General features: G+C 39.7%; 22 protein-coding genes and 5 tRNA genes. 21 read left to right on the plus strand and 6 right to left on the minus strand.

Annotated elements, in window-relative coordinates; all coding sequences use genetic code 11:
• Positions 1 to 234 precede the first annotated feature (234 nt).
• The 21 genes from H6607_01150 (at position 235) to H6607_01250 (ending at position 19,118) form a co-directional block, all read left to right on the plus strand.
• Positions 235 to 1,923 carry a Na/Pi cotransporter family protein gene (locus tag H6607_01150; protein ID MCB9260972.1) on the plus strand — a complete coding sequence of 563 codons (1,689 nt, stop codon included), beginning with the start codon at positions 235 to 237 and terminating at the stop codon, positions 1,921 to 1,923.
• Positions 1,924 to 2,032: 109 nt separating this feature from the next.
• The gene (locus H6607_01155; GenBank protein ID MCB9260973.1) at positions 2,033 to 3,172 is read left to right on the plus strand and encodes an acyl-CoA dehydrogenase family protein; all 1,140 of its coding nucleotides are present in this window, start codon (positions 2,033 to 2,035) and stop codon (positions 3,170 to 3,172) included.
• A gap of 105 nt (positions 3,173 to 3,277) precedes the next feature.
• Entirely contained in the window at positions 3,278 to 3,460 is a 183-nt protein-coding gene (locus H6607_01160) for a 30S ribosomal protein S21 (GenBank protein ID MCB9260974.1), read from the plus strand.
• A gap of 53 nt (positions 3,461 to 3,513) precedes the next feature.
• Positions 3,514 to 4,386 carry a tyrosine-type recombinase/integrase gene (locus tag H6607_01165; protein MCB9260975.1) on the plus strand — a complete coding sequence of 291 codons (873 nt, stop codon included), beginning with the start codon at positions 3,514 to 3,516 and terminating at the stop codon, positions 4,384 to 4,386.
• Positions 4,387 to 4,397: 11 nt separating this feature from the next.
• Positions 4,398 to 4,700, plus strand: coding sequence for a ribosome-associated translation inhibitor RaiA (gene raiA, locus H6607_01170; protein MCB9260976.1), 303 nt, complete (start codon positions 4,398 to 4,400; stop codon positions 4,698 to 4,700).
• Positions 4,701 to 4,832: 132 nt separating this feature from the next.
• Positions 4,833 to 4,905, plus strand: a tRNA-Thr gene (locus H6607_01175).
• An 8-nt stretch (positions 4,906 to 4,913) separates the two neighbouring features.
• Positions 4,914 to 4,994, plus strand: a tRNA-Tyr gene (locus tag H6607_01180).
• A gap of 269 nt (positions 4,995 to 5,263) precedes the next feature.
• Positions 5,264 to 5,336 (plus strand) — tRNA-Gly (locus tag H6607_01185).
• A gap of 6 nt (positions 5,337 to 5,342) precedes the next feature.
• A tRNA-Thr gene (locus tag H6607_01190) sits at positions 5,343 to 5,414 on the plus strand.
• 87 nt (positions 5,415 to 5,501) lie between these two features.
• On the plus strand, positions 5,502 to 6,689 hold the full coding sequence (gene tuf, locus H6607_01195; protein MCB9260977.1) for an elongation factor Tu: 1,188 nt from the start codon (positions 5,502 to 5,504) through the stop codon (positions 6,687 to 6,689).
• Positions 6,690 to 6,746: 57 nt separating this feature from the next.
• Positions 6,747 to 6,819, plus strand: a tRNA-Trp gene (locus H6607_01200).
• Positions 6,820 to 6,849: 30 nt separating this feature from the next.
• A complete protein-coding gene (gene secE / locus H6607_01205; protein ID MCB9260978.1) occupies positions 6,850 to 7,044 on the plus strand; it encodes a preprotein translocase subunit SecE in 195 nt (64 codons plus the stop codon).
• 28 nt (positions 7,045 to 7,072) lie between these two features.
• Positions 7,073 to 7,624 (plus strand): transcription termination/antitermination factor NusG, encoded by a 552-nt coding sequence (nusG, locus tag H6607_01210; GenBank protein ID MCB9260979.1) that lies wholly within the window; start codon positions 7,073 to 7,075, stop codon positions 7,622 to 7,624.
• A gap of 7 nt (positions 7,625 to 7,631) precedes the next feature.
• Complete coding sequence (gene rplK, locus H6607_01215) at positions 7,632 to 8,075, plus strand: 50S ribosomal protein L11 (protein ID MCB9260980.1); 444 nt, start codon at positions 7,632 to 7,634, stop codon at positions 8,073 to 8,075.
• A 20-nt stretch (positions 8,076 to 8,095) separates the two neighbouring features.
• Positions 8,096 to 8,794 (plus strand): 50S ribosomal protein L1, encoded by a 699-nt coding sequence (locus tag H6607_01220; protein ID MCB9260981.1) that lies wholly within the window; start codon positions 8,096 to 8,098, stop codon positions 8,792 to 8,794.
• A gap of 19 nt (positions 8,795 to 8,813) precedes the next feature.
• Entirely contained in the window at positions 8,814 to 9,335 is a 522-nt protein-coding gene (locus tag H6607_01225; protein ID MCB9260982.1) for a 50S ribosomal protein L10, read from the plus strand.
• 35 nt (positions 9,336 to 9,370) lie between these two features.
• A complete protein-coding gene (gene rplL / locus H6607_01230) occupies positions 9,371 to 9,754 on the plus strand; it encodes a 50S ribosomal protein L7/L12 (GenBank protein ID MCB9260983.1) in 384 nt (127 codons plus the stop codon).
• Positions 9,755 to 9,873: 119 nt separating this feature from the next.
• The gene (rpoB, locus tag H6607_01235) at positions 9,874 to 13,680 is read left to right on the plus strand and encodes a DNA-directed RNA polymerase subunit beta (protein ID MCB9260984.1); all 3,807 of its coding nucleotides are present in this window, start codon (positions 9,874 to 9,876) and stop codon (positions 13,678 to 13,680) included.
• Positions 13,681 to 13,729: 49 nt separating this feature from the next.
• Complete coding sequence (gene rpoC, locus H6607_01240) at positions 13,730 to 18,058, plus strand: DNA-directed RNA polymerase subunit beta' (protein MCB9260985.1); 4,329 nt, start codon at positions 13,730 to 13,732, stop codon at positions 18,056 to 18,058.
• A 74-nt stretch (positions 18,059 to 18,132) separates the two neighbouring features.
• On the plus strand, positions 18,133 to 18,450 hold the full coding sequence (locus H6607_01245) for a DUF3467 domain-containing protein (protein ID MCB9260986.1): 318 nt from the start codon (positions 18,133 to 18,135) through the stop codon (positions 18,448 to 18,450).
• Positions 18,451 to 18,530: 80 nt separating this feature from the next.
• The gene (locus tag H6607_01250) at positions 18,531 to 19,118 is read left to right on the plus strand and encodes a DUF937 domain-containing protein (GenBank protein ID MCB9260987.1); all 588 of its coding nucleotides are present in this window, start codon (positions 18,531 to 18,533) and stop codon (positions 19,116 to 19,118) included.
• Between the two features lie 258 nt (positions 19,119 to 19,376).
• On the opposite strand, the gene H6607_01255 is transcribed toward H6607_01250, so the two are convergent.
• Genes H6607_01255 through H6607_01280 form a run of 6 tightly spaced genes read right to left on the minus strand, consistent with a single transcriptional unit; the run spans position 19,377 to position 26,065 of the window.
• The gene (locus H6607_01255; GenBank protein MCB9260988.1) at positions 19,377 to 20,801 is read right to left on the minus strand and encodes an AAA family ATPase; all 1,425 of its coding nucleotides are present in this window, start codon (positions 20,799 to 20,801) and stop codon (positions 19,377 to 19,379) included.
• Positions 20,802 to 20,814: 13 nt separating this feature from the next.
• Positions 20,815 to 21,648 (minus strand): ABC transporter ATP-binding protein, encoded by an 834-nt coding sequence (locus tag H6607_01260; GenBank protein ID MCB9260989.1) that lies wholly within the window; start codon positions 21,646 to 21,648, stop codon positions 20,815 to 20,817.
• Positions 21,645 to 22,418 (minus strand): hypothetical protein, encoded by a 774-nt coding sequence (locus H6607_01265; GenBank protein ID MCB9260990.1) that lies wholly within the window; start codon positions 22,416 to 22,418, stop codon positions 21,645 to 21,647. The genes H6607_01260 and H6607_01265 overlap by 4 nt, the downstream gene beginning before the upstream one ends.
• Before the next feature lie 19 nt (positions 22,419 to 22,437).
• Positions 22,438 to 24,252 (minus strand): OmpA family protein, encoded by a 1,815-nt coding sequence (locus tag H6607_01270; protein MCB9260991.1) that lies wholly within the window; start codon positions 24,250 to 24,252, stop codon positions 22,438 to 22,440.
• 18 nt (positions 24,253 to 24,270) lie between these two features.
• Entirely contained in the window at positions 24,271 to 25,392 is a 1,122-nt protein-coding gene (locus H6607_01275) for a hypothetical protein (GenBank protein MCB9260992.1), read from the minus strand.
• A 10-nt stretch (positions 25,393 to 25,402) separates the two neighbouring features.
• A complete protein-coding gene (locus tag H6607_01280) occupies positions 25,403 to 26,065 on the minus strand; it encodes a hypothetical protein (protein ID MCB9260993.1) in 663 nt (220 codons plus the stop codon).
• Between the last annotated feature and the right edge of the window lie 4 nt (positions 26,066 to 26,069).

A 26,069-nucleotide genomic window follows, 5' to 3' on the forward strand; every position in this document is an offset into this window, starting at 1 on the left:
ACAACCACACAAAAGGCATGCTTGAGTATAAGTGTATTGTAATCAATAATTTAGAAAATATAGAAAGTTAAAATATTGTCAAAAAAGGAGCATTTTGTTGTTTCTTAACACAAATTTAACATTACCTAAATGGGTTAATTGAGTCAAGATTAAGCAAACTATGACTTTATTTGCAGCGATAAAAAAGGGAGTATGTAACTCCCAGTAATTTTATAAAAACAATTCAAAAGTAAGATGGAATTTGGTTTTAGTAATGTAATTCAGATTTTAGGTTCGTTAGCTTTCTTTATTTATGGTATGAAGCTGATGAGTGAAGGTATTCAGCGAGCGGCGGGAAATCAGATGAGAAGTATTTTGAAAAACATGACCAAGAATCGTTTCTTGGGCGTTTTCACGGGCTTTATCATCACAGCTTTAGTGCAATCATCCTCAGCAACCACGGTGATGACCGTGAGTTTTGTAAACGCACAATTATTGTCGTTGATGGAGTCTGCCGGAGTAATGATGGGAGCCAATATCGGAACTACTATAACCGGATGGTTGGTTTCTTTGTTGGGTTTTAAAGTGAAATTGGAGGCATATTCCATTCCGCTTTTGGCTATTGGTGTTCCGATGCTTTTTGCAAACAAAGGAAAAGTCAAATTTTGGGGTGAGTTTATTATTGGTTTCGCAATATTATTCTTAGGATTAAATTATTTAAAAGATTCAGTACCAGACTTAAAGCACAATCCTGAAGTATTAAGTTGGTTGCAGAATTTTTCTAAACATGGCATTTTCTCAAGGTTGTTTTTTGTATTAGTTGGTACGGTTTTGACCATCATTATCCAATCATCAAGTGCGGCCATGGCTATTACATTGACCATGTGTACGCAAGGGTGGTTACCGCTTGATGTGGCCGCGGCCATGATTCTTGGAGAAAATATTGGAACAACAATAACTGCCGAATTAGCCTCTTTGGTTGGCAGCACCACTGCAAAACGTTCAGCTCGTATTCACTCTTTGTTTAATATTATTGGTGTGGCCTGGATGGTTACAATACTTCCGCTGTTCTTACCACTTTTGATTAAATTTTTGATATATATTGGGTTTGAAGATCCAACTCAGGCCTCTGGAATGGCTTTAGGATTGTCCGCTTTCCACACATCGTTTAATACACTAAATGTTATGCTGCTAATAGGGTTTGTGCCATGGTTGGTAAAACTTGCCACAAAAACAGTTAAAGAAAAAGTGGATGAAGACAGCCATGTTGAGAAGTTGACATACATTTCTTCACCCATCATTACACCTGAGTTGGCTATCACTCAGCTACAAAGAGAATCGACTCATTTTTCGCAAGTAGCTGCCAAGATGAATGACTTTTTGGGGCAATTGATAGAAGCAAAAAATGACAAGGAGCGTAGAGATTTAAGAAAGAAAATAAGCAAATACGAGAGTATCACCGATCGTATTGAAATAGAAATTGCGGAATACATTACCAAACTGTCGGATAAGGAAATAACCCCGGAAACATCGGTAAAACTCCGCTCATTCTTAAACATTGCCAATGATTTGGAACGTATTGGTGACATTTATTTTCAGATGGCCAAGACGCTTGAACGAAAAAATGAGGAGAAAAAATACTTCTTGCCTGAGCAACGTGAGAATTTATTGGCCATGCAGCAATTAATAAAAGAGGCTTTTGAAATAATGATTGCCAATGTTGGCAACGATGATTACGATGAAGTGTCGAAACAAAAGGCCAACGAGTTGGAAACAAAAATCAACAAGTTGCGAAACAAACTTCGCAATCACAATTTGGATTTGATTGGCACCGAAAACTACGATGTTGAAACGGCAATGATTTATAACAACATTTTCTCTTCATTAGAACGTGTTGGCGACCACATTATCAACGTTACTGAAGCGGTGGTTGGCGAAATATAGAGCTGTTTTCATGTCCTGACAACGTCAGATATTTTCCTAAGTTTATCCAAAAGGTTTAATATTTTTGGGCATAGTCCTAAATTCGCGAACTCTTAATCACAAATTCAAAATGAATTTTGAACAAACAGAAAATCAAAAAATGATTGCTGACATGGTGCGGCAGTTTGCGGAAAAAGAAATCAGACCATACTTTATGGAATGGGACGAAAATCAACATTTTCCTGTGGATACCTTCCGAAAAATGGGTGAACTCGGCCTGATGGGGATTTTGGTACCTCATGAATATGGAGGTTCGGGCTTTGGCTATTTTGAATATATGACCGCCATTATTGAAATGTCGAAAGTGTGCGGAAGCATTGGTCTATCAATGGCTGCACACAACTCGCTTTGCACCGGTCATATATTGGCATTTGGCAACGAAGAACAAAAACAAAAATATTTACCAAAGTTAGCAACAGGACAGTTTATAGGAGCCTGGGGTCTTACAGAAACCGGAACTGGAAGTGATGCCGGAGGTATGGCCACTACGGCGGTAAAAGATGGAGAGTATTGGGTGCTGAATGGCTCTAAAAACTTTATTACCCACGCCATCAGTGGAGATGTAGCTGTGGTCATTGTTCGAACCGGCGAAAAAGGTGATTCTCATGGGATGACTGCCTTTGTAATTGAAAAAGGCACACCTGGATTTTCCGGCGGCAAAAAAGAAAACAAACTTGGAATGCGGGCATCGGAGACGGCCTGTTTGTTTTTCGACAATTGTCGGGTGCATCAATCAGCCATGTTGGGCAATGAAGGAGAGGGATTTATACAGGCCATGAAAGTGTTGGATGGTGGCCGAATAAGCATTGCATCATTGTCCATAGGCATTGCACAAGGAGCTTATGAGGCAGCGTTAAAATATGCAAAAGAGCGAGAGCAATTTGGCAAACCAATTGGCGAACATCAAGCCATAGGCTTCAAATTGGCGGATATGGCTACCAAAATAGAATGTGCCGAATTATTGACTTTGCAGGCTGCATATTTAAAAAACTTGAAAAAACCAATGACCAAAGAGTCGGCCATGGCAAAATATTATGCCAGCGAAATATCTGTTGAAGTTTCAACCGACGGGGTTCAAATTTTTGGAGGATACGGATATACAAAAGACTTTCCTGCCGAAAAATATTATCGCGACTCAAAACTTTGCACCATAGGCGAGGGTACGTCAGAGATACAAAAGTTGGTAATTGGTAGGCATATACTTAAATAATGAAGAGGTTTGGGGTAATATTTACCCTTCATAAAAATAAAACATTTGCAAAGTGTAAAAAATAATTGCAACTTTGCAGCCCTTAAAAAAAATCGGAGAGACAATATGTTAGTTGTACAAGTAAAAGAAAACGAATCAATTGAAAAGGCTTTAAAGAAGTTCAAAAAGAAATTTGAGCGAACTGGTGTTATGCGAGAATTGCGTGATAGAAAGCAATTTACCAAACCATCGATTAAAAAGCGTCAACAATTGATTAAGGCTCGATACAAACAAAGCCTTAATAATTAATTTTAACACCGGTTTTTTTCAAATAAATAAATCGTATCTTGCAGCTATTGTTTATGGCTGCTTCCGACTACATACATCCTTTTTTGGATTATTTGAAATATCAAAAATCCTATTCCCCCAATACGGTTGAGGCATATAGCAAAGATTTAGATCATTTTGCTTCGTTCATAGAAATACATGCAGGCAACGTAAATCTTTTGGAAGTAAAGCCAAACCAAATCAGAACGTGGGTTGTCAGCCTATCCGACCAAAAACTCAAGCCCACATCCATTAATAGAAAACTAAGCACGCTCAAATCCTTTTATCGATACCTTGTTCGGCAGCAATTCATTCAAGCCAATCCCGCAACAGAGGTGCGAAATTTGAAAGTTCCACAACGAATACCTCAGTATGCTCGGGTTTCGGAAATGAATCAATTTTTTGATGCACTTAAAGATTCCGAAATTGGCAATTTGGAGGTTGCGGTAATTAGCCTTCTTTATGGAACCGGCATCAGACGTGCAGAACTAATTGGTTTGAAGACCCGGAATGTTGATTTGAGTGCAGGGCATATAAAAGTTTTTGGAAAAGGAAAAAAGGAGAGAATTGTTCCAATCGGACAAGAACTTGTTCAAATTCTAAGTGCATACCATGCTCAAAATTATTCGTCCGACAATTTCTTTGTTTTACCGAAAAGCGGAAAACCTCTTTATGATAAATGGGTTTATAATTGCGTTAACAAAATGCTTACGAAATTTTCAAAAGTGTCAAAAAAAAGTCCTCACATATTGCGGCACAGTTTTGCCACACACCTCCTACAAAATGGGGCTGAAATTTCGGCAATTAAGGAACTTTTAGGTCACAGTAGTTTGGCATCAACACAAATTTATGCCCAAAGTGATATTGTACATTTAAAGAAAATTCATAAATTACACCCCAAATCCTAATTACTAATAATATGCGTATAGAAATTCAATCAATTCATTTTAAAGCCGACCATAAACTTGTTGAGTACATAGAAAGAAAATTAAACAAATTGGAACAGTTTTCTGATTCAATTGTCGATTCGCAAGTTTACCTGAAACTCGAAAACAATCACACTAAGGAGAATAAAACCGTAGAAATAAAGGTAAATGTTCAAAATCAGAGCATATTCAAAACACAAACTTCAAATAGCTTTGAAGCCGCTACAGATATGGCCTTAGAGGCTTTGAAGGTTCAGATAAAAAAGTATAAGGAGCGGGTCGTAACCGTCTCATAAAATATTTTTTATTTTTTGTTGATAACAAAATAAATAAAGTGTACTTTTGCCATCCCAAAAAAAGAGGGGCTATTTAAAAATAGATTCTAAGGCAAAAGTCAAGAAAGTATTTTTTATAGCTTAAACATAAAAGCCACCTTAGCTCAGCTGGTAGAGCAGCTGATTTGTAATCAGCCGGTCGTTGGTTCGAGTCCGACAGGTGGCTCTTGTTTTGGGGAGGTACCAGAGCGGTCAAATGGGACGGACTGTAAATCCGTTGCTTCGGCTACGTAGGTTCGAATCCTACCCTCCCCACAACATTGTTTTTTGAAATATCCAAAGGAGTTAATGAGGATTCCTCTTTTGGAGACTGAAAAAAGCTAATGCGGGAGTAGCACTCCCAACATCCTTTTGCTTTAAATCAATAAAAATTGGAATTAAGCGAAGGTTGAAATCGAAATCTCTCTAAAATCGGGATGAAGGCAAATGCGGGAGTAGCTCTCCCGATAGTTATCGGGATGGTAGAGCAGAAGGGTAGCTAAAAAAGAAACTAAGTCTCGACTAAAATCGGGATGAAGGCAAATGCGGGAGTAGCTCAGTTGGTAGAGCGACAGCCTTCCAAGCTGTAGGTCGCGGGTTCGAGCCTCGTCTCCCGCTCGTGATGCCGATGTAGCTCAGGGGTAGAGCGTTTCCTTGGTAAGGAAGAGGTCGTGGGTTCAATTCCCATCATTGGCTCTGAGCAAATCGCAAAAAGTTTAAAATAATCCTCACAATTTGATAGGTATAAAAATTTTAAAAAGAACAGTAATTTATTTTTAAGTCATGGCTAAAGAAACATTTGACCGTTCCAAACCCCACGTAAATATTGGAACAATTGGTCACGTTGACCACGGTAAAACAACTTTGACAGCTGCAATTTCAAACGTATTGGCTAGTAAAGGTCTTGCTGAAAAGAAAGACTTCGACACAATTGACTCTGCACCTGAAGAGAAAGAAAGAGGTATTACAATCAACACGGCTCACATTGAGTATCAAACAGAGAAGAGACACTACGCTCACGTAGATTGTCCAGGTCACGCTGACTATGTGAAAAACATGGTTACAGGTGCTGCTCAAATGGATGGTGCTATCTTGGTGGTTGCTGCTACTGATGGACCAATGCCTCAAACAAAAGAGCACATCCTTCTTGCACGTCAAGTTGGTGTACCTCGTTTGGTTATCTTTATGAACAAAGTTGACATGGTTGATGATGAAGAATTGTTAGAATTAGTTGAAATGGAAATCCGTGAATTGTTGGATTTCTACGGTTTCGACGCTGACAATACACCAATTATCAAAGGTTCGGCTCTTGGTGGATTGAACGGTGACGCTAAATGGGTTAGCAGCATTGAGCAGTTGATGGATGCCGTTGACGAATGGATTCCACTTCCTCCACGATTGGTTGATCAAGATTTCTTGATGCCAGTTGAGGACGTGTTTTCTATCACAGGTCGTGGTACTGTTGCAACAGGAAGAATCGAAAGAGGTGTTATTAAAGTAGGTGAGCCAGTAGAAATTATTGGTATGGGTGCCGAAAAACTTACTTCAACTGTAACAGGTGTTGAGATGTTTAGAAAACTTCTTGACAGAGGTGAAGCTGGAGACAACGCTGGTTTGCTTTTGAGAGGTATAGAAAAAACCGATATCCGAAGAGGTATGGTAATTGTAAAACCAGGTTCAGTAAAACCACACGCTAAATTTAAAGCCGAGGTTTACGTACTTTCAAAAGAAGAAGGTGGACGACACACTCCATTCTTTAACAAATACCGTCCACAGTTTTATTTGAGAACAACCGACGTTACTGGTGAGATTAAATTGCCAGAAGGAACAGAAATGGTTATGCCAGGTGATAACGTAACAATCACAGTTGAATTGTTGAGCACCGTGGCAATGGAAAAAGGTTTGAAGTTTGCGATTCGTGAAGGCGGTAGAACCGTTGGTGCGGGTCAAGTAACTGAAATCTTAGACTAATAGCAAAAAACAAAATGTATTGTATAGCCGATGGTTTTCCGTCGGCTATACCAATATAGGAGAGTAGTTCAATTGGTAGAGCAGCGGTCTCCAAAACCGCAAGTTGCAGGTTCGAGTCCTGTCTCTCCTGCAAAACGTTTTACCGAAAGATATTTTCATAATGGAGAAGCTAAGAAATTTATGGTACACAACCAAGGATGAGTTGCTCAACAAGGTAAGTTGGCCAACTTGGGATGAATTGATGCAAAGCACAAAGATTGTATTGGTGGCATCATTGGTTTTTGCCGCCATAATCTATATCCTTGACAAAACCTCCGACCTAATAACAGGAGTTATTTACAAATTTTTAACCTAAATAAATTTGTAGTTAAATTTATAGATTAATGGAACAAGTATCGAGCGATTTTAAATGGTATGTGGTTAGGGCAATTACCGGACAAGAAAAGAAGGTAAAGGCCATGATTGAGTCGGAGTTGGCATTTGAAAAACTGACCGACTATGTTCCTCAAATATTGATACCAACCGAACGAGTTTATGAAATAAAAAACGGAAAAAAGACCTCAAGAGAGAAAAATTATTTTCCGGGATACATATTAATCCATGCCAACTTAGTGGGAGAGGTATTGCCAACCATAAAAGCAATTAACGGAGTGGTTGGTTTTTTGGGGGATGAAGATGGAAGCCCCATACCAATGAGACAATCTGAGGTAAATAGAATTTTGGGTCAGGTTGACGAGGCCAACGAAACTGGAGGAACAATGATAGAACCTTTCATTGTTGGAGAAATGGTGAAGGTGAACGACGGGCCGTTTAGCGGTTTCAATGGCGTAATTGAAGAGGTTAACGAAGAAAAGAAAAAATTGAAAGTAATGGTGAAGATTTTCGGAAGAAAAACGCCATTAGAATTAAACTACGTTCAAGTAGAAAAAGAATAATAAAGAAATGGCAAAGCAAATTACAGGTTACGTAAAACTGCAAGTTAAAGGTGGAGCAGCAAATCCAGCTCCTCCAATTGGACCGGCATTGGGTTCTAAAGGAGTAAACATTGTTGATTTTTGCAAACAATTTAATGCAAGAACTCAAGATAGACCTGGTAAAATATTACCGGTTGTAATTACAGTTTACCAAGATAAATCATTTGACTTTATTATTAAAACTCCACCCGTTGCATCGCAACTTTTGGAGTTGACCAAATTAAAAGGTGGGTCGGCAGAGCCTAACAGAAGAAAAGTTGCTAAGGTAACTTGGGATCAAGTACGAACCATTGCAGAAGACAAAATGCCCGATTTAAATGCATTTGAAGTAAAATCGGCCATGCGAATGGTGGCAGGAACTGCTAGAAGCATGGGAATAACTGTTACCGGACAGTTTCCGGAAGATAACTAATAATTATCGTTTAAAAAGTAATGGCAAAAATTTCTAAAAAAAGAAAACAAGCCCTTGCTAAAGTTGATAAAGAAAGGCTTTATAGCTTAAGTGAGGCATCGAACTTGGTAAAGGAAATTACCTTTACAAAGTTCGATTCATCGGTAGATTTAGACGTTAAATTGGGTGTTGACCCACGTCAGGCAAATCAAATGGTTCGTGGTGTAGCTTCTCTACCTCACGGAACTGGTAAAGACGTTAGAGTATTGGTGCTTTGCACCCCCGACAAAGAGGAAGAGGCAAAAGCTGCCGGAGCAGACCACGTAGGTTTAGATGATTTCATCGAAAAAATTAGTGGTGGTTGGGTTGACGTTGACGTTATCATTACCATGCCCAGCGTTATGGCCAAATTAGGTCGTCTTGGTAGAATTTTAGGACCAAGAAACTTAATGCCAAACCCAAAATCAGGAACCGTAACCATGGAAGTGGGCAAGGCGGTTACCGAGGTAAAAGCGGGTAAAATAGATTTCAAAGTTGATAAAACTGGTATAATTCATAGTGCTATAGGAAAAGTATCCTTTAGTCCAGATAAAATTCAGGACAATGCCAAAGAATTTATCCAAACCCTTCACAGATTGAAACCATCTGCGGCAAAAGGTACGTATTTTCAGTCTATTACAATGTCTAGCACAATGAGTCCGGGCATTAAGGTTGACGTTAGTAGTGTTCCAGGAATTTAATTTTTTAAGCTAAAAGAAAATGACACGAGAGGAAAAAGACCAGTTGATAGACCAACTTGTTGATAGTTTTAACAAGTATGAGTTTATATACGTTACCGATAGCTCAGAGTTAACAGCAAATTCAAACAATGAGCTAAGACGAATGCTCCACAAAAATGGAGTTAAAATGCAAGTAGCTAAGAATTCCCTAATAAAACAGGCATTAGTGAGAGCCGAGAAAGATTGGGGAGATCTTACTGATACCCTTAAAGGGACAACAGCACTCTTATTCGCTTCCAATCCAAAAGCACCGGCAATTGCTATTAAAGACTTTCGCAAGAAAGGAACTAAACCGGTGTTGAAGGGTGCATTCCTTGATAGCTCTGTATATATTGGTGATAACCAATTAGAAGGACTTATCAATTACAAATCTAAAGAAGATTTGATTGGAGAAATTATCGGACTTCTTCAATCACCTGCCAAAAATGTTATTTCAGCACTTCAATCAGGTGGTGGCACATTGGCTGGGCTTCTTAAAACTTTATCCGATAGAGAAAATTAATTTTATTAAGTAAAAACTTTATTAAAACTAAAAAAATGGCAGATTTAAAATCATTTGCAGAACAGTTGGTTAACCTTACCGTTAAAGAAGTAAAAGAATTAGCCGACATTTTGAAAGACGAATATGGCATTGAGCCTGCAGCTGCGGCTGTTGCTGTTGCTGGACCTGCTGCGGCAGGTGATGCTGGTGCTGATGCAGCTGAAGAGAAAACTGAATTTACAGTTGTATTGAAATCAGCAGGTGCTTCAAAACTAAACGTAGTTAAGGTTGTAAAAGAACTTACAGGTTTAGGTTTGAAAGAAGCTAAAGAAATAGTTGACGGAGCTCCAAAAGAAATCAAGGAAAACGTAGCTAAAGACGAAGCAGACGCTTTGAAAGCTAAACTTGAAGAAGCTGGAGCAGAAGTTGAAATTAAGTAAGAAAACAAATAATTAACAGAGAAAGACCCCGGAGAAATCCGTGGGTCTATCTGTGTTTTTTAGCATCCTACTTTTAACTACTCCATAAATTATTTCCTAATCCATTAAATATTAAAGCCTTGTCAACAGTTCAGAACAAAAAACAAAGAATCAATTTTGCACGAATACCGGAAGTGGTAAAATACCCTGACTTCCTGGATGTGCAGGTGAAATCGTTTCAAGAGTTTTTCCAACTTGAAACATCATCAGAAGATAGAGTTAATGAAGGACTCTTTAAGGTGTTTAGCGAAAACTTTCCTATTACGGATTCGCGAAACATATTTGTGTTGGAGTTTTTGGATTATTTCATCGACCCCCCACGTTATACCATTGCCGAATGTATTGACAGAGGCTTAACCTATGCCGTGCCTCTAAAGGCTAAACTAAAACTTTCGTGTAATGATATAGAACACGAAGATTTTGAAACCATAGTTCAGGATGTTTATTTGGGTACGCTACCCTATATGACTCCTCGAGGAACATTCATTATTAATGGTGCTGAGCGTGTTATTGTTTCACAACTACACCGTTCGCCAGGGGTGTTCTTTGCTCAAAGCTATCATACCAACGGAACAAAACTTTACTCTGCAAGGGTAATTCCGTTTAAAGGTAGCTGGATTGAGTTTGCTACTGACGTGAACAACGTTATGTATGCATATATTGACCGTAAGAAAAAGTTTCCGGTAACAACTCTTTTACGTGCTATTGGCTACGAAACTGATAAAGATATTCTTGACATCTTTGGCTTGGCCGAAGAGGTAAAAGTTTCAAAAGCAGCTCTAAAAAGATGTGTAGGAAGACGACTCGCTGCAAGAGTTCTAAGATCATGGATTGAAGACTTTGTGGATGAGGATACTGGAGAGGTTGTGTCTATTGAGCGAAATGAGGTAATCATTGAGCGTGACACCATTATTGAAAATGAGCATGTAGATGAAATCATTGATGCCGGCGTTAAAACCGTTATTTTAAGTAATGAAAGCAATAGCAAAAATGATTTTGCTATTATTCACAACACACTCCAAAAAGATACCTCCAATAGTGGTAAAGAAGCCGTCGAGCATATCTACCGTCAGTTAAGAAACACTGATCCACCAGATGAAGAAACAGCTCGTGGTATTATTGACAGATTGTTCTTTTCTGATAAAAGATATGATTTGGGGGATGTTGGTAGATATAGAATCAACAAAAAACTAAAATTGAATACTCCTGATGATATCCGAGTTTTAACAAAAGAAGACATCATCAGCATAATCCAATATCTGATAGAGTTGAGTAACTCTCGTACGGATGTGGACGATATTGACCATTTGAGCAACAGAAGGGTGCGAACCGTTGGTGAGCAACTTTACGCTCAATTTGGTGTGGGCTTAGCTCGTATGGCTCGAACTATTCGCGAAAGAATGAATATTCGGGATAACGAGGTATTTACCCCAACAGATTTGATAAATGCAAGAACCCTTTCTTCGGTTATCAATTCATTTTTTGGAACCAACCAGTTGTCTCAGTTTATGGATCAAACCAATCCATTGGCAGAGATAACGCACAAAAGAAGAATGTCGGCACTTGGACCCGGTGGTTTATCGAGAGATAGAGCCGGTTTTGAGGTTCGTGACGTTCATTATACCCACTATGGTCGGTTGTGTACAATCGAAACACCAGAGGGACCAAACATTGGTTTGATTTCTTCGCTATGTGTACATGCAAAAATCAACAGCATGGGCTTTATCGAAACACCTTATCGAAAAGTAGAAGGTGGAAAGGTTGCCGATGATGTTACTTTCTTGAGTGCAGAGGAAGAAGATGGAAGAATCATTGCTCAAGCCAACGCCCCATTGACAAAAACCAACGAATTTGCCAATGGTGAGGTAAAAGCCAGAAACGAAGCGGACTATCCGATTGTAAAACCGGAAGAAGTCGATTATATGGACGTAGCTCCAAATCAAATCGTTTCTATTGCAGCATCATTAATTCCATTTTTGGAGCATGACGATGCCAACCGTGCGTTGATGGGTTCTAACATGCAACGTCAAGCTGTTCCATTGCTTCGTCCGGAAGCACCAATTGTTGGAACAGGACTTGAGCAAAAAATTGCAGAAGATTCTCGAAACCTTATCAATTCAGAAGGTGACGGAGTGGTTGAATATGTTGATGCCAACGAAATAAGAATTAGATACGATTTAGACGAAGATCAAAAAACCGTATCCTTTATTGGCGAGGTTAAATCATATCCTATTACCAAATTTCAACGTACAAACCAAAATACTTGTATCAACTTAAGACCTATTGTTAAAAAAGGTGATAGAGTATCGAAAGGACAAGTGTTGTGCGATGGATATGCCACAGATAATGGCGAGCTTGCATTGGGTAGAAACCTAAAAGTAGCTTTTATGCCGTGGCAAGGATACAACTTTGAGGATGCGATTGTAATTTCAGAAAAAGTTGTTAAGGATGACTATTTCACTTCAATCCATATCGTTGAATACGAACTTGAAGTTCGAGATACAAAACGAGGAGAGGAAGAGCTAACCAATGATATTCCAAACGTAAGCGAAGAGGCAACAAAAAACCTCGACGAAAACGGTTTGATTAGAATTGGTGCTCGTGTAAAAGAAGGAGACATTCTTATCGGTAAAATCACTCCAAAAGGCGAGTCAGAACCATCTCCAGAAGAGAAACTTTTGAGAGCCATTTTTGGTGATAAAGCCGGTGACGTAAAGGATGCCAGTTTAAAAGCCTCGCCATCTACGGCAGGTATTGTTATCGACAAAAAACTATTTTCTCGGGTAAAGAAAGACAAAACCATCAAAGCGGATGACAAAGTGAAATTGTCTAAACTTGATGCAGAACACGAGAAAAATGTAACGAAACTTAAAGCCGTATTGGTTGAAAAACTTTTCAAAGTGGTAAACGGAAGAACCTCACAAGGAGTTTCAAACTTATACTTTGAAGAGGTAATACCAAGAGGAACAAAGTTTACTCAAAAATTATTGGCAGATATTGATTACAGCACTGTTTCATACAACGGCTGGACATCAGACGAATCCAAGAATAAGTTGATTTCTGAAACCTTAAACAACTTTAAACTTAAGTTAAACGAGGTTACAACCGACTACAAACGTCAGCACTTTGCTATCAGTGTTGGAGACGAGCTTCCAACGGGTATCCTTCAAATGGCAAAGGTTTATTTGGCCAACAAAAGAAAGTTGAAAGTGGGAGATAAGATGGCCGGTCGCCACGGAAACAAGGGTATTGTTGCCCGCATCGTTCCAGAAGCCGACATGCCTTTCTTGGAAGACGGAACTCCGGTAGATATTGTTTTGAACCCGCTGGGCGTACCTTCACGTATGAACTTGGGTCAGATATATGAAACCGTTTTGGGATGGGCAGGAAAAGAGTTAGGATTAACTTTTGCCACACCAATTTTTGACGGAGCCACAGAAGGAGACATCGAAAAGTATGTGAAAGAATCTGGAATCCCGACAAACGGTTCAACGTATTTGTACAACGGTTTGACAGGTGAACGATTTGATCAAAGAACCACGGTTGGTGTGATATACATGCTGAAACTTGGTCACATGGTTGACGACAAAATGCACTCTCGTTCTATTGGGCCATACTCATTAATTACTCAACAACCACTTGGCGGTAAAGCACAATTTGGTGGTCAGCGTTTTGGTGAGATGGAGGTTTGGGCATTGGAAGCTTTCGGTGCTTCAAACATTCTACGAGAAATCTTGACCGTAAAATCGGATGATATTGTGGGTAGAGCCAAAACATACGAAGCAATCGTAAAAGGCGATAACAGCGTTGAACCGGGATTACCTGAGTCATTCAACGTATTGTTGCACGAATTGCGTGGTTTGGGTCTTGAAATGACTTTCGATTGATAACCGTATTGTTTGTGAGTTTTTAATATCAACCTTAGAGAAAACAAAAATGTCTTACAACAGAAAAGAACAAAAAATAAAAAGCAACTTTAAAACCGTTCGTATTGGACTTTCTTCGCCAGAAGTAATCCTACAACGTTCGAATGGTGAAGTTATAAAACCAGAAACGATCAACTATCGTTCATACAAACCTGAAATGGGCGGTTTGTTTTGCGAGAGAATCTTTGGCCCAACCAAAGATTATGAATGTCATTGTGGAAAATACAAACGTATTCGATACAAAGGCATTGTTTGCGATAGATGTGGCGTTGAGGTAACAGAGAAAAAAGTGCGTCGTGAGCGAATGGGACACATTGATTTGGTTGTTCCCGTTGCACATATTTGGTATTTCCGTTCGTTGCCAAACAAAATTGGTTATTTGCTTGGCCTTCCTTCTAAAAAATTAGATATGATTATTTACTATGAAAGATACATAGTAATTCAATCTGGGGTTAAAGAAGACGATGGTGTAAATTACCTTGATTTCTTGACAGAAGAAGAGTATTTAGACATACTCGACACGCTTCCCAAAGAAAACCAATATTTAGACGATAAAGATCCAAACAAGTTTATTGCAAAAATGGGTGCCGAAGCCATTTCGGACTTATTATCTCGCCTAAACTTGGACGAATTGTCATACGAACTACGTCATCAAGCGGCCAACGAAACCTCGCAACAAAGAAAAGCAGAAGCCCTAAAACGATTAAAAGTTATAGAAGGTTTCCGCGAGGCCAACAAAGAATTCGAGAATCGTCCAGAGTGGATGATTTTGAAAATATTACCGGTCATTCCACCAGAATTACGTCCGTTAGTACCTTTAGATGGTGGCCGTTTTGCTACTTCTGATTTGAACGACTTGTATCGAAGAGTAATCATCAGAAACAATCGTTTGAAACGACTGATGGAGATTAAAGCTCCCGATGTGATTTTGCGGAACGAAAAACGGATGTTGCAAGAAGCTGTTGACAGTTTGCTTGACAACACCAGAAGAGCAAATGCCGTAAAATCAAGCGGAAATCGTCCGTTGAAATCTTTGAGTGATATGCTTAAAGGTAAACAAGGTCGTTTCCGTCAAAACCTTCTTGGTAAAAGGGTTGACTACTCTGGTCGTTCGGTTATCGTTGTTGGTCCAACTCTTAAACTTCACGAGTGTGGATTACCAAAAGGTATGGCCAGCGAGCTTTTCAAACCATTCATTATCAGAAAACTGATTGAAAGAGGAATCGTTAAAACGGTAAAATCTGCCAAGAAAATAGTGGATAGAAAGGACCCTGTTATCTGGGAAATTCTTGAAAATATTTTGAAAGGACATCCGGTTCTTCTAAACCGAGCCCCAACACTTCACCGTTTGGGTATTCAGGCGTTTCAGCCAAAACTGGTAGAAGGAAAAGCGATACGTTTGCACCCATTGGTTTGTACCGGATTCAACGCCGACTTTGACGGTGACCAAATGGCGGTACACGTCCCACTTGGAAATGCCGCAATTTTGGAGGCTCAAATATTGATGCTTGCTCCACACAACATTCTTAACCCTGCCAACGGTGCCCCAATTGCGGTACCATCGCAAGACATGGTTTTGGGACTTTATTACTTAACAAAAGGTAGAAAAGGCACAAAAGACAGAAAAGTTGTGGGCGAAGGTCAAACCTTCTATTCTGACGAAGAGGTGCGAATAGCTCACAACGAAGGTAGAGCGGATTTACACGCCGAGATAAAGGTAAAAACCCATACTGTTGAGAATGGTCAACCGGTTGAGAAAATTATCGAAACAACCGTTGGACGTGTTATTTTCAACAAGTTCGTACCAAGAGAAATGGGCTACTTAAATGTTTTACTTACCAAAAAATCGCTTCGAAACATTATCGGAGACATGGTTAAAGAAGTAGGTATTGCAAAAACAGCCGAATTCTTGGATAATATTAAAGACCTTGGTTTCCAATATTCGTTCAAAGGCGGATTGTCATTTAACATCAACGATGTTGTATTGCCAGATGAAAAAGACAATTTGATTGAAGCTGCAAAAGCAGAAGTGGACGAAATTTGGGATAACTACAACAACGGTTTTATTACCAATAATGAGCGATACAACCAAATCATCGACATCTGGACTCGTGTAAACTCAAGAGTTTCAGATGCTTTGCTTAAAAAATTGGCCAACGATGATCAAGGGTTTAACCCGATATACATGATGCTTGACTCAGGTGCGAGGGGTTCGAAAGAACAAATTCGTCAGTTGGGCGGTATGCGGGGATTGATGGCAAAACCACAAAAGAAAACAGGTCACGGAGGAACAGGAGAGATTATCGAGAACCCAATCTTGTCGAACTTTAGACAAGGCTTGAGCATCTTGGAATACTTCATTTCTACACACGGTGCTCGTAAAGGTCTTGCGGATACGGCTCTTAAAACAGCTGACGCGGGTTATTTGACTCGTCGTTTGCACGATGTGGCACAGGACGTGGTAATAAACGAAGTGGATTGCGAAACATTGCGTGGTATAGAAATATCTGCACTTCGCGAGAACGAAGAAATTGTAGAAAGCTTGTACGACCGAATTTTGGGTAGAACAAGTTTGTATGATATCGAAGACCCAACAACAGGAGAAATCATTGTAGAGGCTGGTCAAGAAATTTCTGAAGATGTTGCCAACAGAATTGAAGTAGTTGGTATTGACACCGTAGAAATTCGGTCGGTAATGACATGCGAATCACGACAAGGCGTTTGTACAAGATGTTACGGAAGAAACCTTGCAACAGGTAGAATGGCACAACGAGGCGATGCAGTAGGCGTAATTGCTGCTCAGTCAATCGGTGAGCCTGGTACACAGCTTACACTTCGAACATTCCACGTGGGTGGTACGGCATCAAACATTGCTTCTGAGTCAGAATTGCATGTAAAATATGATGGTACACTTGAGTTTGACGAGATAAAAACCGTTACTCGAGTGTCTGACGATGGCGAAAAAGAAGAGGTAATCATTGGTCGATCAGGCGAGATTCGTGTGATTAACCCAAAAACAAAAGAAATTCTTAATACATTAAACGTACCTTATGGTTCTATTTTGATGGTTGAGGACAAAGCCAAAGTAAAACGTGGCGACATGATTTGTAAATGGGACCCATACAACGCTGTAATTGTTAGTGATATTGAAGGTAAAATCGCATTTAAAGATATTATCGACGGCATTACTTACAAAGACGAAATTGATGAGCAAACCGGATTTAAGGAGAAAGTTTTAATCGAAAACAGAGATAAAAAGCTGATACCAGCGGTGTTGTTGTTAGATAAAAAGGGTGAAATCCTAAAAGAATTCAACTTGCCTGTTGGTGCTCACATTTCGGTTGATGACGGCGACAAAATAAAAGGCGGTACAATCATTTCCAAAATACCACGTGTGCTTGGTAAAACAGGCGATATCACGGGTGGTTTGCCACGGGTAACGGAGCTTTTTGAGGCACGTAACCCATCAAACCCTGCTGTTGTTGCAGAGATTGACGGCGTGGTAAGCTACGGAGGTATTAAGAGAGGTAACCGTGAGATTGTTATTGAATCAAGAGAAGGAGTTGTAAAACGCTACTTAGTATCGCTTTCAAAACACATTTTGGTTCAGGATAACGACTTCGTAAAGGCTGGAACTCCTTTGTCCGACGGTTCTATCACTCCAAAAGATATTTTGGCAATTGAAGGACCCACCGCTGTTCAAAATTATATTGTGAACGGAATTCAAGAGGTTTACCGATTGCAAGGTGTAAAAATTAACGATAAACACATTGAGGTTATCGTGCGTCAAATGATGCAAAAAGTGACCATTGTAGATCCAGGAGACACTAAGTTTTTGGAGGGTGAAGGTGTTGATAAATTTGAGTTTCAGGCAGAAAACAACATGATTTACGATAAAAAAGTTGTTACGGATGCCGGAGATTCAAATGAATTAAAACCAGGGCAGATAGTTAGTTTGCGTAAACTACGCGATATAAACTCTGTATTGAAGCGAAAAGACCTAAAAACGGTTGAGGTAAGAGATGCAGTTCCTGCAACCTCCGAGCCATTGTTGATGGGTATTACAAAAGCTTCATTAGGCACACAGAGCTTCTTGTCGGCAGCATCTTTCCAAGAAACCACCAAAGTATTGAATGAAGCTGCAATTAGTGGGAAAATTGACTTGATGACAGGTCTGAAAGAGAATGTTATTGTAGGCCACCTTATTCCGGCCGGAACAGGTATGCGGGATTATGAAGATATCATTGTGGGTTCGCAAGAAGAATACAATATGTTGATGAGTTCTAAAGAGGATGTCTCTACTGACACCACCGTTGGAGAAGTAAAGGCATCAAACTAAAACAAAAAATAATTGTTTAAAATTTTGAAATGCCCCAACATTGGGGCATTTTTGTTTAGAGTTAAAAAAAGAAAATGGAAGAGAATCAAAACAAAAAAGGCAATCAAATAGATATTGAGCTGAGTGAGGAGGTTGCCGAAGGTATTTATTCAAATTTGGCCATCATTGCCCATTCGAACTCCGAGTTTGTTGTGGATTTTGTGCGGTTATTGCCGGGCGTGCCAAAAGCAAAGGTAAAACAACGAATTATTCTGGCACCACAACATGCCAAACGATTGATGTTTGCCCTTACAGAGAATATAAGAAAATTTGAAGATAGCTTTGGAGAGATAGAAGCTAATGATCAACCTCCGTCATTTCCAATGAACTTTGGGCCTGCTGGAGAGGCCTAAAGTCGAAAAATACATAAACCCAACCACCTTAAGTTTAGTAACAATTAAAAAATAATATTATGGACTTTACTCAGATGATTATGTCGAAACTTGGACAAGGCGGATTGGATGCCATGGCCGAAAAAATTGGAGCCACCCCACAGCAAACAAGTACGGCATTAGAAGGCATCGTCCCAACGTTGTTGGGTGCTATGTCGAACAACGCTAAATCAGAAGGTGGTGCCAGTGGCCTTTTAGGAGCCCTAGACAGAGACCACGATGGAAGCATTTTGGACGACATTACCGGATTTATCGGAAACAGCGATAGCGGCCCAGGAGCCGGCATTTTGAAACATGTTTTGGGTAATAATCAAACCTCAGTTGAAAATGGTTTGAGTGCAAAAACAGGTTTATCATCTGGTCAAATTGGAAACCTTTTAAAAATAGCGGCTCCCTTATTAATGGGTTATTTAGGCAGGCAAAAGCGTCAAGCCGGTAGTGGAGGTTTCGACATCAGCAGCGTTGCCGGACTGTTGGGTGGTTTGGCCTCGACCAGCGACAAAAGCACTGGACTTGATTTGAGTGATATTCTCAACATGGTAGGAGGCCTTACAGGAGGTGGAAGTACCAATCAATCAAGCGGTGGCGGCCTTCTTGGCGGCTTGCTTGGCAAGTTGTTTAAGAGATAGATTTAACAATTTATTTTGCATAAAGCCTCTGATTTCGGGGGCTTTTTTTGTTGAAATCTATTATCGAGTACAAATCATTACGGTAAGGCTTTTGGGATACTCCAAAGTAAGGAACGATTCAAATTTATTAATCATGTGAATTGTTCTATTTTGGGGAGTATTATAGTTAGGGAAATTCAAGAAAACAGTAAAAAGAAAAACGTATTGTTAAAAATCAACACTTCTTTCTGCTGCAAAAGAAAACAATATAATTCCCCTCTACTTCGTCAAAAAAACCTCGTCAATCATTTGTTTTGGTTCAGGAATGTCTTCTTCTTCCAAAAGCATGAGGCGTTCTTTGCTGACACGTTTGAATTTGGAAAGCCTATTGGCTTGATTTTCGATGCACTGCTCAAAAATGTTGCGTACCACGCGGGCGTTGCCAAAGCCTTCGTCCCGTTTTTCGTATAATCCATCCCATATTGCCTCAAGCTTTTCTTGAGCATCGGAAGTAGGTTTAAAATCTGCTTTTTTGCAGAATAAAAGGAATATTTCCATCATTTGTTTGGCACTAAAATGATCGAAAATAATGTATCGGTTAAACCGCGAACGCAAGCCTGGATTGCTCTCTATAAATTCCTTCATCGGTTCGGTGTATCCGGCCACCACCACCGCCATGTCGGTTCGTAAGTCTTCCATGCGTTTTAGCAACGTGTTGACGGCCTCTGAGCCGTAGTCGTTGCCCATCACTCCTTGATTGAGGGCATACGCCTCATCGACAAACAATACTCCGCCTTTGCTTTGCTGCACCACTTCGTTTACTTTGGTGGCCGTTTGCCCTACATAGCCTGCCACAAGGCCTTCCCTGTCTGTTTCAATGCATTGACCGACAGTAAGATAACCCAAATGTTTGTATATGCGACCCAACAAGCGGGCAACCGTTGTTTTTCCGGTTCCCGGAGGGCCTAAAAAAACATTGTGAAGACTTACTTCCACATTTTGCAACCCTTTTTCGGTGCGTATTTTTTGAATTTTTAACAGATTTATTAGGTCGTTGATGTCCTTTTTTACATTGTCCAGCCCAATTAATTCATTCAGTTCTTCCATCACTTTTTCCAACGAATCGTTGGGTGAGATAGTGGGGTGGTTGGTCTTAGCCTTATTCAACTTAAAGAAATCTTTTTTCTCTTCATCCGATTTGAAATTGAGGCCGAACGCCAGCCGAATAAAAGTAGAATAATGAGTCAACAGTTGGTCTAATTTGGCTGAATCTCCGGTAAATTGGTGGGTAAGTACAAAATCCGGCTTTCGATAGGCACTCAGTGTTTTTTCGAGTTTTTCAGAAAATGTTTTCTCTTTGGTCAACGATAGCCAGGCCTCGAGATGCTCGGTTTCGGCGTATTTGTTGTTGATGAGTGCATCGTAGTAATAGGCCAAAATAAACACCGATTTGGCACTTGATTTTGAGTGGAGGACATCGGAGATATGCACCAAATCGGCCAAAAATAATTGGTTAATATCTATTGATGCGGCAATTTTTCCGGAAGCTATATTTTTTTCGGAAGCTAAAAAGGTGATACAATCTTTAACCGCTTTTTCCAATTCGATGGCAAAATGATTTCCAATTTCAGGTTTTGAATTTCCCTTTACACCGTCCATCAATGACGTTAATGCTTCTTCTAATAATCGAATCGGATTTTTCATTCGGTGTTTTATGTTAAGAGTCTAACATGCTCTGAACAATTTGTTTGTGCAACTCAATATGTTGTGAGCCATATTCTTGCCAAGCCAAACCGAGTTCACGCAAATCGTATTTGGCCACAATGGTGCCGTAGTTTTGCTTTTCGTTGTTGATGGTTGGGTAGCCGATTACATATATAACCTGAGCCAATTCTACGGCCAACTCAATGTCGTGAGTGGAGAAAATAATGGTGTTTTCCTCCGACGTTTGGCCTAATAAGTCAAACGATTTTTTTACCTCACGAATATTGCCCACGTCCAAGCCCGAAAATGGTTCATCCAAGATGATAAATTTGTCAGACGAAAATAGCTGCTCTATCACAGCGGTGCGTTGTCGTTGTCCGCCCGATAGTTCGTTTGGGTATTTGTCGGCACATTGCGAAAGTCCCCATTTTTCAAGGTATTCGGCAATTTTTGTTTTCTTTTCTTCGGCAGAGATAGATGATTTTCGCATGGCAAAAAGCAGAGCTTGCGATACGGTTTTGTGCCGAAACAATGTGTATTTCTGATCTACAAAGCCAATGTCTCCTTCTTTTATTTCTTTGGCCGCATCCGTGTTTTGTGCGTTAAAATCTTTTATCAAAACTCTGCCGGAGCGAAGTGGCACAAGTCCGGTCAAAGCTCGAAAAAGGGTTGATTTTCCACGACCCGACCTTCCCACAAAAGCAATGACTTGTCCGGTGCTTTTATGTCCTGCACGCACCACATCTTTTTCCGAAAAGGAAATATCCTTAATAATTAAGTGGTCATCATACGCTACGCTCAAATTTTCTACGTAAAGCAGCGTGTCTTTATATTCAAAACCTGTCATATTTTGGAATATCTGAATAAACTTTTACGTAAGAAATTGATAAACCAATCCAGAAACAAACCAATGAGTAGAATAACCAATTGCAGGGCAATAATTCGCCCGTGGTTCATAAACTTATCTGAATTTTTTATGAGAAAACCCAATCCACCAGAGGCTGCCACCACCGATTCGATGGTTACGAGCATCATCCAGGTTATCGCCAAGTTTTGCCGTATGGCTTCGATAACGTAGTCAATTCTTCCTAAAATAATAACCTGCCACAAAACTTCAAATCGCGAGCATTTTAATGATTTTGCGTGGTCAAATTCTTCGTCAGAAATATCACGAATAACCGAAATGAGCGAGGTTGTTAAAAAAGTGGTTAGAAATATAACCATAATCCAAACCTGCATGGTTCGCGAATCGTGCACAATCATCGAAATATAGAAGGATATTCCGGTGAGGGGCAGATAGCGAAAACGGGTAATGATATTGGCAACCGGTTTTAAAAGCGGTATGGGCCATGTGTAGGCAAATATCAACGATATTAAAACTGCCAAAAGTATCGAGGTAAAACACAGCCGGAGCGAACTGAAAATGTGGGTTACCAACCCTTCTTGCCAAAGCTCTTTTAGGCCAATAAAAACCTGCTCTGGATTTGGAAATAAATGCTTTGTTCCGGCGGTGGTAATAACCCACAAACCCACCAAAATAAGCACCCAAACAGCGGCAATGATGTACCGTTGTTGGGAGCTTATTTTTTCAAACGGGGTAACTAATTTTTTTAACAAAATGCTGTTTTGTTAATGTCTAATTTAACAACGTAATAACAACTCGTCGGTTTTGAGCTCTACCGTATTCAGAACCATTGTCGGCCACAGGCTGGGTGGCTCCTTTACCGTCTATAAGTTGAAATCTGGATGATGGAATGCCTTTGTTAGTAAGGTAAGCTACAACCGACTGAGCCCGCGATTTTGACAACGGAATGTTGGTTGCATCGCTACCCACATTGTCCGTATGTCCAACAATCGAAAGTTTCGTATTTTCTGCCTGAATTAGCAGATTGTAAATAGTCTCCAAATCTTTGTTTGACGAGCTTGAAAGGACTGCACTTCCGGTGTTGAAATTAATCTTCCATTCGCCGGATGCCATTACGTCTTTTGCCTCGTTGGTGTAATCCGATTTGTCGGCCTCGGTGGTTTGAATATCGTTGATGTTTTTAACAAAATAGAGGTTTACGGCTTGGTCGTAAGGAACCACAAAACCAACGTTTTCGTTGTAACCAAACGGATTCAGCTGGGTAAGATAATTGCCCACCTGGTTGTAAACGGCTTTGTATCGGTTCACTCCATCGCTCAAACCAAAATACTGCATGGCATCGTTATAATTAAATACTCTGGAGCCTCCCATGTTATATTTAATACCACCTTTGGTGCCAGTTTGTCCTTGAAACATTTTATACCAATAGTCGGCATTTTCTAATTGATAGGTTTCTGCCACGGCCTCTGCAGCTCTGTGTCTCCAATCATCATAGTTTTTCATTTGGTTGGAGGCAGTGAAAGAGGCTTTTAAAATTCCGGTAACAATATCCGGATTTTTCTCAGCCCATTCTTTTACACCAATCAACGCCGTTGGCATTTGGTTGTTAAATTCTTTCGTTGAAACTACATCAATAAAACCATCCAATGCATCAAAAACTTGTTTGTCGCCAGGAGTCCAAGTAGCACATCCGTCAATTTTTCGGTTTACTTTTTTGCCTGTAAGTTTTCCGTTTTTAACTTCTTTCAACTCCACTGTCCAGCCCGATTTTTGAGATTTAATCAACTCTTCGGCAGATTTTATGTAATCATCATTTTCTGATGGGTAAATGTTTACGGCATCGGCATCGTAAGTAGATGGGTCAGGATTTACTTTAAGCCCGTTTACAAAACAATAGTTCACCGTGGTAACCCAGTCGCCATCGCCCAATACAGCCGAAATAACTGAACCTTTCATGCTTTGCGGATTGGTTTTCCAGCTAACGGGTCCAATAAGTTTATCTTCGCCATAGCTCATACCCACAGCTCCCAACACTTGCAGGTGGTATTTGTCTTTGCCATATTTATCATCCAATGCTTTTTGGGCAGAGCTGATATAGAAAGGAGCTCCGTCGCCCATAATCATAATGGCAAAAACGCTTTTGTCGGATGAAGGATAGGCAGCACCTTTATCAAATTCTTCCACAAATTTCATTTGCATGTTTCGCAATTCCGAAAGCCAGTCCTGGCGAATGATTTCCAAATTCACGCCATTTTGTTCCATCAATGAGCCTTTGGTTGTTTTGGGGCCACCGTTGGCTACAATAATTCCCGATTGAGCGTTCCATGCATACCCGGCAATTCTTACCTGAGGTTTAGAGCTAACGCTTGATGAAGCCGATTTGGTTGGAAGGTCAATTTTTGGTGCGTTCATCACATTGTTTACCACATCTTTATTTAGGTCTATTCCATCCATTTGTTTTGAAATGGCTGTTCGTAAACCCGGCGATAAAAAATAGACAGCGGCCAAAATACTGCCAATAAGCAGCACTACAATTAAAAACTCAGAAAGTGTAGTTAATTTTTTTGTTCTTAAAATCTTTCCCATTTTTATTAAATATTAAAGTTAAAAAATATCGCCAAAACCTCCGGCGTTTTGTTTGTCTTCTTTGGTAGGTTTATAGTTTGGGTTTCGGTATTTGGTCGAGTCTGGAATGGCTTCGCTGCCCGTCTGAATTTTGTCGGCAAGAGAGTCTAACCGAGCATAAAGCTCGTCGCTATCAATTGAATATTGAGAGGTGAGCGAATCAATATCAACCAGATTTTCAGAAGTTTGGGCTATGTCTTGAGCAATGGTTGAGGTAACCACTTCGAGAGCATACTCCAACTCCCATTCTTTGGTAAACATCATGGCACTTTTTGCACTTTCGGTTGCTTTTTTGGCATTGTGTGCAAACTCATATTCTTTTCTCAACATGGTAATGGTGGTATCAAAATCGGCAATTTTAATATCAATAGCTGTTCCGGCAAGCGTAAGTTTTCTGTCCATTTTGCCCAAAACATTGGCACGCATACCATATTTAGAAATAAAGTTTTTGCTTTGATTGTATTGATTTGAAACGCGTTGAGATTCGCTCAATTTTTTGGCTAATTCACTTTGCAGTTGCACGTATTCATCGGTGTCTTTGCCTGCCACACCTTTGGTTTTAACTATGTCATCCATTGCAAGTTTAAGGCGTTCGCACTGCCGTTTAAGGCTCAACACTTCCTCTTCAAACTTATGGGCTTCCGACTCCGATTTGGAGGCTTCCATTTCCATTTCGCCTTTCAGACTTTTTAGTTTTGATTTGGTTTGTTTAAAAACATCTCGATTCTTCATCATCTTTTGCTTTTGCTCTTCCAATTCGCCAAAAGGATTGCTTTTTATCAGAGCTTTATGCAAATTTTTGGTGGCAAATCGCAGTCCTTTTAAAATAACCGGAAACATCATGACCAAAAAAATCAAAAATATGGCCAACGCAGAAAATGCAACGGCCTGTCCAAGCATGGTAAACAGCGGCGGAATGACATACATCCAAATGGCATAACCGCCTACGCCAAGCAATGCCAACGACAAAAAGTAAAATAATCCTTTTTGATTTTTCTTTAATTCATCCGCTTTAAGGGCTATCTCACCTTTGGCTTCATCAAAATGTTTGAGAATGGGAAGCTCTAAAAGTGTACTTTTTTCTTGTTCTAACTTACTCATTTACAATATACTACAAATAATTCTTAATTCCGTTTACCACTGCATAAATCGAGTCCAATAGTTTTGTTTTGGCCAGATTGTTGGCTTCCAATTTTAATTGAACTTCGGTATATTTTGCCTCGTTTTGGTCGTCCATTTTCTCTAATCGGGCTTTGCTTGAATCCAATTCTTGTTGCAACTGACTAATTTGTTTTTCAAGTTCTTTTATTCGGTTGCTCAACGTTGATTTTTCGGCACCCAACGTACTGTCGAGCTCCATTTTTTTTGAATTACCCGTTTGTTGATATTGGGTGTGAACTTTTTCTATTTCAATAATATAGTAATTGGCCTTGTCCAACAAAAATTCCTTTGTCAAATCCGGTTTGATAGACTGACCAATGGTAAAAGCCATTTGGTAGCTTTGCTGACTATTTACGCCAGTGGCCATCACAGATTTATACAACTCAAAAAAATCGAAGTCGCTAAGATTAAGTGTGTTAAATCCATTTTCATAAACTTTAAGAATCTCCTCCAAATACGGATTAGTTTGCAAAGAGTTACTTTTTTCTGAATTTATTGCATTATTCTCCGGAAAAGATACCTGTTTCGGAGTTTCGGACTTTTCATTGTGTGCATTGGTGGCTTCATCTTCGTTTATAAAGAGTTTTTTCCAATTAAAACTATCTTTTGACATGTCT

Source organism: Flavobacteriales bacterium, from assembly GCA_020635395.1.
Lineage (GTDB): Bacteria > Bacteroidota > Bacteroidia > NS11-12g > UBA9320 > UBA987.

Coding starts and splice junctions, on each gene's coding strand:
- H6607_01150 (MCB9260972.1), top strand. CDS start 235: ATGGAATTTGGTTTTAGTAATGTAATTCAGATTTTAGGTTCGTTAGCT.
- H6607_01155 (MCB9260973.1), top strand. CDS start 2,033: ATGAATTTTGAACAAACAGAAAATCAAAAAATGATTGCTGACATGGTG.
- H6607_01160 (MCB9260974.1), top strand. CDS start 3,278: ATGTTAGTTGTACAAGTAAAAGAAAACGAATCAATTGAAAAGGCTTTA.
- H6607_01165 (MCB9260975.1), top strand. CDS start 3,514: ATGGCTGCTTCCGACTACATACATCCTTTTTTGGATTATTTGAAATAT.
- raiA (MCB9260976.1), top strand. CDS start 4,398: ATGCGTATAGAAATTCAATCAATTCATTTTAAAGCCGACCATAAACTT.
- tuf (MCB9260977.1), top strand. CDS start 5,502: ATGGCTAAAGAAACATTTGACCGTTCCAAACCCCACGTAAATATTGGA.
- secE (MCB9260978.1), top strand. CDS start 6,850: ATGGAGAAGCTAAGAAATTTATGGTACACAACCAAGGATGAGTTGCTC.
- nusG (MCB9260979.1), top strand. CDS start 7,073: ATGGAACAAGTATCGAGCGATTTTAAATGGTATGTGGTTAGGGCAATT.
- rplK (MCB9260980.1), top strand. CDS start 7,632: ATGGCAAAGCAAATTACAGGTTACGTAAAACTGCAAGTTAAAGGTGGA.
- H6607_01220 (MCB9260981.1), top strand. CDS start 8,096: ATGGCAAAAATTTCTAAAAAAAGAAAACAAGCCCTTGCTAAAGTTGAT.
- H6607_01225 (MCB9260982.1), top strand. CDS start 8,814: ATGACACGAGAGGAAAAAGACCAGTTGATAGACCAACTTGTTGATAGT.
- rplL (MCB9260983.1), top strand. CDS start 9,371: ATGGCAGATTTAAAATCATTTGCAGAACAGTTGGTTAACCTTACCGTT.
- rpoC (MCB9260985.1), top strand. CDS start 13,730: ATGTCTTACAACAGAAAAGAACAAAAAATAAAAAGCAACTTTAAAACC.
- H6607_01245 (MCB9260986.1), top strand. CDS start 18,133: ATGGAAGAGAATCAAAACAAAAAAGGCAATCAAATAGATATTGAGCTG.
- H6607_01250 (MCB9260987.1), top strand. CDS start 18,531: ATGTCGAAACTTGGACAAGGCGGATTGGATGCCATGGCCGAAAAAATT.
- H6607_01255 (MCB9260988.1), bottom strand. CDS start 20,801: ATGAAAAATCCGATTCGATTATTAGAAGAAGCATTAACGTCATTGATG.
- H6607_01260 (MCB9260989.1), bottom strand. CDS start 21,648: ATGACAGGTTTTGAATATAAAGACACGCTGCTTTACGTAGAAAATTTG.
- H6607_01270 (MCB9260991.1), bottom strand. CDS start 24,252: ATGGGAAAGATTTTAAGAACAAAAAAATTAACTACACTTTCTGAGTTT.
- H6607_01275 (MCB9260992.1), bottom strand. CDS start 25,392: ATGAGTAAGTTAGAACAAGAAAAAAGTACACTTTTAGAGCTTCCCATT.
- H6607_01280 (MCB9260993.1), bottom strand. CDS start 26,065: ATGTCAAAAGATAGTTTTAATTGGAAAAAACTCTTTATAAACGAAGAT.